The organism is Lentzea alba, from assembly GCF_047445655.1.
GTDB classification, from domain to species: domain Bacteria; phylum Actinomycetota; class Actinomycetes; order Mycobacteriales; family Pseudonocardiaceae; genus Lentzea; species Lentzea alba_A.
Window position 1 is genome coordinate 1 of sequence record NZ_JAJAEG010000064.1, and the last position, 12,029, is coordinate 12,029.

The window sequence follows — 12,029 nt, forward strand, 5'->3', positions numbered from 1 at the left end:
TTCAGGGGCGTGTCACCTCAGATCACACGAAATCCCGAGGCTAGGAGCTGTTTGAGGTTTGGATCATGTGGTTGGGGTCAGGGTCTTCAACCACATGATCGCTGCACGTAGACGTAACCCAGCCTCATAGCTGTGCGGTGACTTGTCATAGCGAGTGGCCAGGCCACGCCATGTCTTGATCTTCTGGAAGAAGCGTTCAACGGTGTTGCGTCGTTTGTAGAGCGCGGGATCGAACGAGACCTGTCGTCCTCCCACTGAACCCTTCTTCTTCCGGTTCGTCTGCTGGTCGGTCTTCTCTGGGATGACCGCGGTGATCCGCCGGCGCCGCAGATAAGCCCGGTTGGCTTTCGAGGAATACGCCTTGTCGGCGGCCACCGCGTCTGGACGAGTGCGTGGTCGGCCGGCCACGCCGGGAACGCGGATCTGGCCGGGAACGCGGATCTGGTTGAGCAATGCCTGGAACTGCGGGCAGTCCGCAGCCTGGCCGGGCGTGAGCACGAACGCCAGTGGCAGGCCGCTCGCGTCGACGGCGGCGTGGATCTTGCTGCTCAGCCCTCCTCGGGACCGGCCGAGCCCGGCCGCCTTCGCCCGAGCCTTGCGGCGCCGCCGGAGGACGGCACGCTCCTGACCGGCAGACGTACCCGTGTCTTCCTGATCCGGCGCGGCCTGCGATCGATCACGCGCAACACCCGTTGCTGAGTGGGCAACGGAGCCCCCTTTTTCCTCGGTCAGCGCCTGTTCCAGTGCATCGAGGGTCTCACCGGCGACAGCCAGCCCCGCCGATTCATGGTGAGCCCGCACGATCGTGGAGTCCACGCTGACCAGTTCCAGCCCGACCTGTCCGCGGGAGGCGGCAGATCAGGTTCCCTTCATCGACAACGCACGGTTCGTGGCCACGCTCTCATCAGGCATACCGAACATTCTTCGCGGCGCGAGTGCGGAATGAACGGCTCTTTCGTGCAAGCGACTCCATGAAGATCTACTTCGCTAGGCCGACCGACTTTGCCGGAACCCTGAGCTCCACCCCGACAGCCAACACCATCACCACCCAGGCAGATGTAAAGCAAACAGAATCACAGAACGCTAGTGTCAGATTCAGGCAGGGCAGGCCGACTGAAGCGCCACTCACCGACAGTCCATAAAATCAAGCATCTTCTTTCGAGAAGCTTCGCACTCCCCACCAGAGCGTCAAAACACACAAGGCCGCCAACACCGCGACACCAGGACCAATGCTCTCGACACTGAGATCACCACGAAATGCCGCTCGCGCCGCATCCATGCCGTACGAGACCGGATTCAATCTGGATAGGCTGTAAAGCCAACCCGGAGCAAGCACCTCCGTGATTGGAACCAAAGTCCCGGACAGCAAGAGCAAGGGCAACATCACTGCATTAATGAGAGTCGAGACCGTCCTCTCATTTTTCAAACGAAGGGCCACCGAATAGGAGCTGGAGGCAATCGCAATGGCAAAGAGAAAAACAATACCAAAACAAACCACTGCGCCCACCACCGAGGGCCTGGTGCCGAATATGCCAATCACTGCCAAAAATACGATCACCGCCAGCAGGAGGACATTCATCGCAACAGCAAGAACCTTACCCAATAGCTGCGAAACCGCTGAGCTCGGAGTTACGCGGAAACGCTCCACCACACCCGCTCGATAGTCAGCCAGCAAGGACATCCCCACGAACGAGCCGGCAGTGATCGCTACCTGCATCAGCAGCGCTGGCGTGAAGATCATCCACATACTTCCAGGCGGAAACCCTGGCGTGTGCAGAACGAACTGTTTCATCAGAGGCCCGAACAAGAACACGTACAGGAGCGGATGGGCGATATCGATCGCCACCCACATAGGGTCACGGAAGCGCAGCACAATCTCTCGCCTGAAGATTAACCACGTGTCAACCAACATCGTTGACAACCTCCTCTTCCCCCTTCACCACGGCTGAAGATGCGCTTTTTGCACCATCGGAGTCCCTCAGACTTCTCCCAGTGATCGAGAAGAATACGTCATCCAAGCTGGGGTGCACAATCTCAACCGTCTTCAACTCGATGCCAACGTCATCGAGCGATCTCACCAATTTCGACACTACTCCTGCACCATCGGGCACACGAAATCTGACCGTATCCGACTCACTGAAGATGTCATGAGCCTCGAATTTTCTGGAGACGACGTCCGCAATTGAGCTCGCATCCACGTTGGCCGCGCTGACAGTCACACTGTCGCCCGCCACCGTTGACTTGAGTTCTGCAGGTGTCCCAGACGCCACAACGGTGCCGTTGTCGACAATAAAGACGCGACCCGCGAGGGCATCAGCCTCATCCAGGTAGTGAGTCGTGAGAAAAACGGTCACACCCATTTCACGATTCAGCCGGGAAATGTGCTCCCACAGGTTCACGCGACTTTGAGGGTCGAGACCCGTCGTAGGCTCGTCCAGAAACACGAGCTTCGGCGAATGGATCAGACCAAGTGCAATATCAAGTCGCCTTCGTTGCCCCCCGGACAAGGTCCTGATTTTCCGTTTGCTCAACCCCGAAAGGTCCAGCTCGTCCAGTAGGGAATGAGCGCGATGAACCGCCTCCCGCCAGGACAAGCCGTACAGTCTTGCCTGCAGAACCAGCTCCTCGACCGGACTGCAGTCGCCGGCAAGACCACTACCCTGTGCGACATAGCCGATCCGCGACCGCACACCCGACGGATTCGACAACAAGTCACACCCCGCCACAGTTGCCTCACCTGACGTCGGCCTCAGCAACGTCGTGAGCATCCGCATTGTCGTCGTCTTTCCAGCACCATTAGGGCCTAGGAACCCCACGACTTCACCCTCTAGGACATCAATGTCCACCGACCGTACAGCGCGAAGCAGGCCATCGTTGTGCCGCTGCCTGAAGTCACGACTCAGACCACGGGTCGTGATCATACGCTCATCTGTGCCCATAGTCGTCAGTCCCACCGCACCGGAAACGAGTCCAAGCCAAATACAGCAGAAGCCTGCCGGAACTGCAAGGGAACGCCTTCCTGATCGAGCCTCAGTTTAGGAAAGCGACGAGCCAAAGCAGGAAAGGCCAGCTGCATCTCGAGCCGAGCCAACGAAGCTCCGAGGCAGTAGTGAATTCCGTGCCCGAAAGCGACGTGACCCCGACTACCTCGGGCTGGATTGAATTCGTCGGCATCAGGTCCAAACACAGACCTATCTCGGTTCGCAGAAGGCAGTGAACACAGCACGCGCTCACCCGCTCGCAGCAGCTGTCCACCAAGTTCAACATCATGGTGAACCACCCTGGGCACTCCTGTCTGCACAACACACAGGTAGCGAAGTAGCTCCTCCACGATGTCCTCAACGTCGCGACCGTCACGGAGCCCGTCCCAGTACCCACCTGTGCGAAGCAACAGGAGTGTTCCCAAGCCGATCATGTGCGCAGTCGTCTCGTACCCGCCCAACAGCAGGATGTCACCGACTCCCACCAACTCGTGATCAGCGAGCTTTGCTCCATGCTCACGGATCAGGCTTCCGATGATTCCATGTCCAGGTGTCACGCGCTGGTCCGCCACGAACTCCTGCATGTACGACCGCGACTCCTGAAACGCTCTCGATCGAACGCTCACCGGGAGCCGTGTGTCAAAACGGTCTCGACTCCGCCGTTGGAACTCGGTTCGGTCGTGATAAGGCACGCCAAGTAGTTCGCAGATGACCAGAGACGGGATTGGCATCGCGACGTGTTCGATCAAGTCTGCTGGACTTCCAGCACGCATCATGTCGTCCAGACTGTTGTCGATGATGCCCTCGACCATGGGACGCATGGCCCTCACACGTCCTGCCCCAAACTCACGCACCAGCAACCTGCGAAGCCTGGCGTGTTCAGGAGGGTTGTACTCGGTGATGTTGCCGTGCAATTCATGTGGTTGCGCCGGGGGCAGCGTTGGCGTGGGCCCTCCGTTCGCCGGGTCCTGCCATCCCTCGCCGTTGCTGCCGAAAGTCTCTGGCGTTGCAAGAACCTGACGGATCAAGCCATGGTCGGTCGCCAGCCAAATTCTTACGCCGTTCGGCATCGTCAACCGACTGAGCGGTTCGGATTCCCTCAACAGGTTGAGGCCTGGGTCGGGGTTGAACTCGTGTCGCTTCAGGTGGACAGGAATGGTGTTCACCGACATCACATATCCTTGCTCGAGCTGGCAGGGTCAGGAGGAGTAGTGCCGTACCTCCAGCCTCGCGGGCCCCGACAACTCCCGCGGCTCATAGCAGATCACGGCCACGGGCATCCTCGCTGCCGCAGAATGAAGCAGCTCTTCGACCAGAGCTTGCTGATCTGCGCTCAGATAGCCCCAGAACAGGCTGTGCCACACCACAGTGGTGACATCGCGCGAGCGTGGTGCACGCAGACGATCACGTAGCCAGTCCACAGCGTCCGCCTTTTCGACGCGCACACCTTGAGTGGCCGCTAGACCTATCGCGTCGTCGAGTTCCATTCGAGCAATGCTGAGTTCATACGGAATGAATGAACGAAGCACAGCGACGTCGTGGGGATCACTCGGATCTCGCGGGGTCAGATCACACCCCGCCCGGTCCACAATCCTGATTGGACCGGGGTCCAGGCCGGCAGCTGCCAGTCGAACAGTAGAGTTTGGGTCGCCCCACTCCCAGTCAGGAGCGATCCAGCGATAATGGTCAGGGATTAGGTTGAGCCCCGCACACGCGCCCAGCTCCAGAAGTCTCACCTGTTGCGCCCCGAGCATGCCGAGCCCGCGAAGAAGCGGGCCCGAGCGTTCAGGCTGATGCTGCTGAACCGGACGTTCCAGCGCTAGCGCGATCTGGTCAGAGTTCTCGACTGCTGCTGCACGGAATAGCTCCCAGGTCCGGTCATACCAGCTCTCGTCCTGGTCATGGGCGAGCAAACCCTGCAAATGTTCCGACAGAACAGGTGCACGGTCTGTCACCACGAGGTACCGCACGCCGGCAAGGACCCGGACAGCGAACAAGGGGTCATTCGACAAGGGGTGATCAACAATCAACTCCGCGAACGGGCTTCGGCTTTCTATCTCAGACGCAAGCCGAAGGAGCATCTCCGACGACATCGGCGTCCTGCTCGCCATGCCCGCTGCCAGCCTCCGAAGCATGGAAATATTGGCGTCAGTGATCACAACAACCCCTCCCGGACTGCAGCCTCGCGCACCGACTTAGCAGAGTTATCGATCAGCCACTGCATTGCATCACGATAGCCAGATGGCCCAACCAGCAGCTCCAACAAAGAACCCAACTGCTGCACAATTGATTCCACGCGCCGTAAATAGCTACCAGTAATTTGCAAAACCTGTGACGCCTCATCGCTTGAACCCTGCTGCGATTCAGCGAGGTGGCTGAGCAAAAGAGTTCGAACGCCATTCTTCAAATCTGTAGCGTGTACCGCAGTCTCTTCTGCGTGATCATTCGCCAGCTGCCTGAGAACTCCGAACAGTGAACCGAATGCCCGCCAGCTGCGGATCGACGACTCATCCTGTCCAGCGATCCGCGCCACCATTACTGCGTCTCGCTCGTACGGCGCACCCGACTTACCTGCATAACTACGCATGGCACGACCCCACGAGATCTCGCCACCGCCTGCAAGATCGTCGATCTGACCGCCGGCGCATCGCAGCGAAGTATCGAGAAAGTCCGCCGCCAGGGCCTGCCTCGTCGCAACGGAAACATCAATTCCGTGAATCACGGAATGCGGAATGAGCGTGAGACAGGTAGTAGCGACGGTCATCGCCTCTGCGGCGCCCACACCGAAGCGCTCACCGTCAAATTCTCCGTCAGCGATGTCGTCCAAGACTTCAGCGCCGGCCCACCAGATCCTTGAAAGTACCGCGACCGGCATTGCCGGTGCAGGATCCCCAGTCAGAGCCGCGTGCAGCACGAACGGAAACAACCGATACACGGTCGCCCCACTACCATCGAGCGAAAAAAGCCGAGCGACCGCTTCGCTCAGCGGCGGCGACTTCACACAGGACCTTGCGACCGCCTGCTGTACCTCTTTGTCCAGCCATGGCCGCAGAGATTCCAGGCCATCGAACGTGGAGGTCACGTCTCTCGTCGTCATGACAAACCCCGGTTCAAGGTAATACCAGCTCGACCGACCAGTGCGATCCAAGTTATTCTTTCAGGCCTTCAGGGCCATCAGAACAGTCGATTTCAGCTGACCGTCAGATTGTTGATGATGCGTGCCGCTCTACCACCGGACCGACTGTTGCGATAGGGATCGATGCAGCGAGCTGGATGCGGACGCGCTCACTGCAACCATGTTACTCAAAATAGCCTCCAGGTCGAGCGGCCTTGCCGCACCTCGAACGACCAACGCCAATGGTGTGCCGCCCACTCCAATCACTGGTACAGCGACATCAGTCACACCTGGAGATATCTGCCCGATGTGGTAACGATCCCGGCGAATCCGTGCCAACTCCAGCGAGAGCTGCGAAGACGACGCCGCGTCAACCTCGGAAGAGCTGGTCGAGTTCCGGGATAGAGTCTGATCAAACGCGAGCAGCGCACGTCCGGCAACACTTTGGTGAGCCACCTCCCGTTCGAAGCGCTTTCCTACCGAACGGAGACCGCGCACTTCGTGCAGGTAGGCGACGTCGACGCCAGACAGCACAGCAAGAGCTGCAGTGCGCTGAACCTTGACAAACAATTCACCCACAAACGGAGCAAGCCGCAGCACTGAAGGGTCGTCCGCAGGCCCCTGAGCATTGAGGAAGTGGTGGTAAGCGTAACATTTGCCGATCTTGTCCACGACACCTGCGTTGACCATTATGGTGAGCATGCGGTAGCAGGTGGCCATGGCCAGCCCCGAGTCATTGCTCAGCTCGGACAACGTCATGGGTGCGCCTGTCGAGCGCAAAACCTCGAGAAGTGAAAGCGCGCGCGCCAGGACGCTCGTGGAATCAGCTCGTGTCGTCAAAGGTTCACCCCGCAGCCATCGATCAGATCGACGAGATCGACTAGTCAGACATTTGATCGAATTTTTTGGTTGGGCACATCGTTGCCTTCGGCGGTTGAACCCGCAAGGACGATGTACGGGGGTGCACGGACTTGCTCCCTTGAGGGTCCTGCCATCACGGTTGACGCTGCTGCCGCAGGGGTTCGAGCCATGCGGTCATACGAGACCTCTTCTTAGGTGGGCTGTCTTGTTCACATTTGCTTTCTCGACACAGCATGCCGTTGTGCAAGAGAGGCCTTGACGCCCTCGACGAGCTCACCGGCCCCCCTTCTTCGGTGGCCTTCCCTGCATCGCCGAGTTGATCAAGGTTGGCGGTTGCCCGCTCCCGTCACCGTGCTAAGGAAGTACTGCCAGGTCGGCAGTCGCCACGCCGAGGACACAGGGATGCGCCACCGCCGTTGCGATAGGACGCCCGGCCTGCGATCGGGCGACGTGCTGTGGCACCCGCGATTGCGCCACATCTGTAAGTCGTCTAGGGCAACATCGTCTCTTGGGTCAGGTCCACAGGCTCAAACTCGAGGCTCGCGCGAGTACACAGTCGGAGTGCTGGGCAGCTGGCAGAGTCCATGGCTTTTGACCGCGGGGAACCGCGCGATGTGGATCCGCATCACCGTGCCTTTCGATTCGCAGTCGGCGACCTGGCGCTGCAGCAGCGCGGCCAGGTGTTCCTCGTGCGACCAGTTCTCGTCACGGGCCTCCGCGGCAGGTGGATCCAAGAACGCGCCGATGGCCGGGGTTTGAGCGCCCCTGGTCAGGCAGGCGATCTAGGAGGGCAGCCCGTCCTTCGCCGTGGTCGCCCAGCTCGCAGGCAGGGTTGTGTCACGTGTTGCTCGTTTCCATGGGGTGTGGTGAAATCGACGCCGAACTCGGTGTCGTAGTCGGGCAGCGCCCGCATGGCGACGACGTGTCCGTCATGTGACGGCGGAATTGCACTGCAGCCTCGCGACGCGCTCGTTCCGCCGTGAAATTCTTGCGCAGCAAGGCTGCGGCGGTCTGGTGATCGAGATCGGTCATCACGACCTGCTTGGCCCAGCATCGCCCGTGCCCGGCGACAGACAGCTGGCGTTCGCACACATCGCCACGTCCGTCAGCGAGGCGATGACGTCGACGAACCGGCCGATCACCCGCGAGTTGACGAATAGTCGACGGTGTCGACCCGGACGTAGTAGTCCCGACCGAGCCAGGCCCGCTGGTTGAGCCCGATCAGCGGCGCGACCGGAGGCAACGGCAGCATTCGCCACATAGTCGGTCTCCAGCAGCTGGTCCGGCGGGCCCTGAATCGACCAGACCGTCCGAAGGTTCGCCGGACCAGCCACTCCTCGAGCTGACTGTTGAAATCCGCCGGTGAGACGAACACGCTGCCCGGCAGAAACGAGGTCTGCTGGTGGAACTGGTTGTTGCGTTCGACCAGCCCCTTGAACTCCAGATCCCGCGGGGAGCCAGCACGATCTTCCTGGCACATACCCGACAGGATGTCGGAGGCGGGATTGGCAATCAGCACGCCCGCCGGACCGTGTTGCTGCAGCGGGTGTTGTGCGTTGTGGCGCTGGCGTTGGGCGACCGCACTGGAGCCAGGCTGATCCGGCACCTGACCGCGTCGGTCAGCCGGAGAACATCGCTGTGAGGCCTGCCCGATTCCGAACCACCCACACCACGGTATTCGGGTGGACGATTTCTCCCTGTCCCAAGGCGTGGAGATTGTCTACCAGGGTCGAGCCGTCGCCTACGTCGATGGCGTCCGCGACTGTGCACCGGATGCGGTGCAGGTCGCCGACGGGTGGCAAGTCTGGCGCAATCTCGCTACCGCGGCCGAACGCGCCGTCGCCTCGTAGCGGGGCTGCCCGTCCTGCGCGCTGACCGTCGAGAGGGGCAGCGTTGTCAAAGGATCCGAACCTGGTATCTGGTCGTAAAAGTCCACGCGATCTCGGTGGTCACCGCGAGACTACGACGCCCTACGAGCCGGGCGATCAGCAATCCTCACCCATCGTACGCGTGTCCACAAAGGACGACGTGGGGACAGAGTCACCGGACAAGTTGGTCAGAACTTCCGGCATAGACATGACGTCTTTGCCGGTGACGTGCAGTCAGGTGATGGGTTTCAGGCTCTAGCGGGGCCGAACAACGATCCTTTCCGCGCCATGCAGGACACGGAGGTAGGTGTCCTCGATCACGACGGTGACCTGCTTGCCGCGGTGACGCGACCCGAGCTTGATCCGCTAGCCGCCGACCAGGATGCGGCCGTCGGCATGGACCCGTCGTTGGGCGCGCATCGAGCCCACGGGCGGTGACGGTGACGGCAACAGGCTGAACGGCGTGCGGGCGCCCTGCAGCCGAGCGAGCTGGTCGGCTGGAACCAGGCAGTGCTAGCTGCCGATGAGGGTGTGTCGAGCACGACGTGCATCAGGTGCCCGTCCAGCCGCAGGATGCCCCTGCCGTTCGCGTGGGCGAATCCAACCAGGTGCGTGGTGCCGGCGATAGTGACCACGCCGTCTCGTTGACCGAGCGCGTCGATCTCGACCCTCACCTTCCTCGGTCAGCGCTGGGATCCCGTCACGTCGACGCCGCGCTCGAAGGCGGGATGCGGCCCTTCGGCGCTGATGGCGCCCGCGTCACAAGGTGCCGTAGGTCCTCGGGCCGCAGCCGGGACGCCACGGTGCACCCGACGTATCCCGTCGGAGGTGATGTGGATGCTGCGCTGGTCTGCCCAGGCGGTGACGGTCCGCCCGCCCATGGCCTGGTGCAACGAGACGGCGGTGACGGGCTCGAAGGGGTGCGACATGGTCGAGGAACTCCTCCTACTGGAAGCGTGTCGCCAGGCGTGCTGTGTCTGCCGCGAGGTTCCATACCTGGCCGCGGCCTCGCCGATCGCTGATCCGCTCAGCACCTCGCACACCGCCCGGTAGCGCTACTCCAGGCGCGACTGCTGATCCACAACCATCCAGCCGTGATCCATCTACTCGATCAAGAACAGACGAGATCATGATCACGAGAACAATCCGAGTTCGTTGTGCAGCAGTCCAAGCCGGCACGCTTCGGTGCCCGCACCTGGCACCGACATCACGTCAACGGACAGCCGAAACCGGTTCGGCAGCCAGCGGGTGAAGCACGTCCCCCGCGCGACCGCTGGATACGGCGCTCACCAACTCGCCGCTCCCGACGGTGCCCTCGCCCAACAATTCCTACAGATCATCGGCTCAGCCGCGCTAACTCGCTGAAGGAATGGGGCGAGGTGCCGGTGCCACGGAACCGTTCCCAATGCGTCGCAGCGCCCAACAGTCGTTTCCGCATTCAGAGACTCTCGAACGCTGTGAGGCCAATCAAGCAACAGGGGCACCCGTGTCGTCACGCAGTCGAGCCGTCCTCCCGCAGGTGGAACTCCGCCACGCGTGCTTCCGCCCGCACCAGCTGCAGTCCAGATGCATGGGTTGTGGCACTGGCAACCTGTTGGACCAACGTCATGAGCAGTCCGTCCGCGGTTTTGGCGGCCTTATCCCCATCCGCGCTCTCGTTATCACACATGGCGGCACTCCCATCGGACTCGGTGTGGCACTGAAGCTGCCACGCCCGAGCGCGAAGGAGTGCCGGTCTCACCGAAACTGCCCCAGAGTACCGCGAGGATTGCCCCGACCGCCTCCGCACACCGGGTTACCCGGCCCACAAGTGCAGAGGTTCCTGCACCAACAACGCGGCTCTGGAAACCGGGAACCCGGCCGTCTAATCTCGGCGTGATCACAGACCTGTTACGACTTACGCGCCGGAGATATTTTGCCAACGTTCGGAAGATTCCTTGCCGCTTCACTGCTGATACTGCCTGCCGTGCTCGTCGTGAGGGCCTGTGGTCATTCCGATGACGTTTCCCTTGCACTGACGCACAGCGCAAGCGGCCGTCTTAGCATCGGAATCGCGTTCGACCAGCCAGGACTCGGCCACAGACCGGCCGACGACACCGTACGTGGATTCGACGTCGACGTCGCGAAATACATTGCACAACAATTGAACGTGCCAGAGAACGGGATAACCTGGAAACAGGTACTGCTCGCCGACCGCGAGATCGCGATCGAACGAGGCGAGGTCGACTTCGTCGCCGCCACCTACTCCATCACCTCGCAACGGCAGCAGCGTGTCACGTTTGCCGGGCCGTACTACGTCGCCGGTCAGGACCTCCTTGTACGCCAGCAAGAAGTATCGATCAAGGGGCCAAGCGACCTGAACTCGCGGAGATTGTGCAGCGTCACCGGTACGACATCGAGCCAACGAGTGCGACAGCAGTACGCGGCGACCGTCCAGCTCGTCGAGTACTCGCGGTTCGACCTGTGCGTCACCGCGCTGCTCAACGCAGAGGTCGACGCTGTGACAACCGACGACCTGATACTGGCTGGGTATTCGGCGAAGAACCCCGAACTGCTGAAGCTCGTCGAGCGGACATTCAGCGAGGAACGCTACGGCATCGGTCTGAAAAAAGGTGACGACAAGGGACGAAGACGCATCAACGAAGCGATCAAGCAGATGATCACATCCGGTGAGTGGAACGCAGCGCTGACCAGGAACTTCCCGGACCCGGATTTCCGGCCGACCCCACCACCGACCGTGGGCCAGGGCTGACCCGCCGTGAGGAGAAAAACCTTGTCCGAGGACACCACTCGGCCTGCAGCTGCCGACAGACTGCGGCTGAGGCTTCCGCTGATGGTCCTGTGCGCCTGCGCCGTGCTTGTCCCCGCTGGTATCGGCGTCGGCGTCCACCTCACGGCGCCCCGCGCTCACACCACCACGTCATCTCCTGCAGTCCCCGAAGATCAAGGCATCGACGTACCCAGCCTCGTCCCTACGGGCACGACGGAAACCGTTTTCACGTCGACCTCCGCACCAAGTCAGAACCCGCCGCCAAGCACCACTCCCCCAGCACCACCGAACCGGACGACGAACCAAGTTCCCCCTCCGCAGGCCTCTCCGCTTCCGGCCCCTCCTGATACTTCCGGGTCGACGCCGGCTTCCACGACAAATACGACCACCACCACCACGCTCTCCAGCTCGAGTACACCGAACAGCCGCACGTC

Annotated in this window: 10 protein-coding genes and 1 pseudogene; 2 read left to right on the forward strand and 9 right to left on the reverse strand. The window is 61.2% G+C overall.

Features of this window, described 5'->3' with window-relative positions:
• Window positions 1-63 precede the first annotated feature (63 nt).
• The 8 genes and pseudogenes from LFM09_RS48665 to LFM09_RS48700 all read right to left on the reverse strand — a co-directional run.
• Window positions 64-843 (reverse strand): annotated as a pseudogene (locus LFM09_RS48665) (IS5 family transposase); the annotation flags it as partial.
• Window positions 844-1,144: 301 nt separating this feature from the next.
• The gene (locus tag LFM09_RS48670; protein WP_414103477.1) at window positions 1,145-1,912 is read right to left on the reverse strand and encodes an ABC transporter permease; all 768 of its coding nucleotides are present in this window, start codon (window positions 1,910-1,912) and stop codon (window positions 1,145-1,147) included.
• Entirely contained in the window at window positions 1,902-2,921 is a 1,020-nt protein-coding gene (locus tag LFM09_RS48675; RefSeq protein WP_414103478.1) for an ATP-binding cassette domain-containing protein, read from the reverse strand. Before LFM09_RS48675 ends, LFM09_RS48670 begins: the two co-directional genes overlap by 11 nt.
• Before the next feature lie 23 nt (window positions 2,922-2,944).
• On the reverse strand, window positions 2,945-4,153 hold the full coding sequence (locus tag LFM09_RS48680) for a cytochrome P450 (RefSeq protein WP_414103479.1): 1,209 nt from the start codon (window positions 4,151-4,153) through the stop codon (window positions 2,945-2,947).
• Between the two features lie 27 nt (window positions 4,154-4,180).
• Window positions 4,181-5,140, reverse strand: a complete 960-nt coding sequence (locus tag LFM09_RS48685) for a DUF2332 domain-containing protein (protein WP_414103480.1) — start codon at window positions 5,138-5,140, stop codon at window positions 4,181-4,183.
• Entirely contained in the window at window positions 5,137-6,063 is a 927-nt protein-coding gene (locus tag LFM09_RS48690; protein ID WP_414103481.1) for a hypothetical protein, read from the reverse strand. Before LFM09_RS48690 ends, LFM09_RS48685 begins: the two co-directional genes overlap by 4 nt.
• Before the next feature lie 144 nt (window positions 6,064-6,207).
• Entirely contained in the window at window positions 6,208-6,936 is a 729-nt protein-coding gene (locus LFM09_RS48695) for a helix-turn-helix domain-containing protein (RefSeq protein WP_414103482.1), read from the reverse strand.
• 1,159 nt (window positions 6,937-8,095) lie between these two features.
• On the reverse strand, window positions 8,096-8,563 hold the full coding sequence (locus LFM09_RS48700) for a hypothetical protein (RefSeq protein WP_414103483.1): 468 nt from the start codon (window positions 8,561-8,563) through the stop codon (window positions 8,096-8,098).
• 76 nt (window positions 8,564-8,639) lie between these two features.
• Here LFM09_RS48700 and LFM09_RS48705 point away from each other — a divergent pair, with 76 nt between their 5' ends.
• On the forward strand, window positions 8,640-8,807 hold the full coding sequence (locus LFM09_RS48705; protein WP_414103484.1) for a hypothetical protein: 168 nt from the start codon (window positions 8,640-8,642) through the stop codon (window positions 8,805-8,807).
• A gap of 701 nt (window positions 8,808-9,508) precedes the next feature.
• On the opposite strand, the gene LFM09_RS48710 is transcribed toward LFM09_RS48705, so the two are convergent.
• Window positions 9,509-9,754: a hypothetical protein gene (locus tag LFM09_RS48710; protein ID WP_414103485.1), complete on the reverse strand. Its 246-nt coding sequence runs from the start codon at window positions 9,752-9,754 to the stop codon at window positions 9,509-9,511.
• A gap of 1,037 nt (window positions 9,755-10,791) precedes the next feature.
• On the opposite strand from LFM09_RS48710, the gene LFM09_RS48715 reads away from it, so the two are divergent.
• Complete coding sequence (locus tag LFM09_RS48715; RefSeq protein ID WP_414103486.1) at window positions 10,792-11,577, forward strand: glutamate ABC transporter substrate-binding protein; 786 nt, start codon at window positions 10,792-10,794, stop codon at window positions 11,575-11,577.
• The last annotated feature ends 452 nt before the right edge of the window (window positions 11,578-12,029 follow it).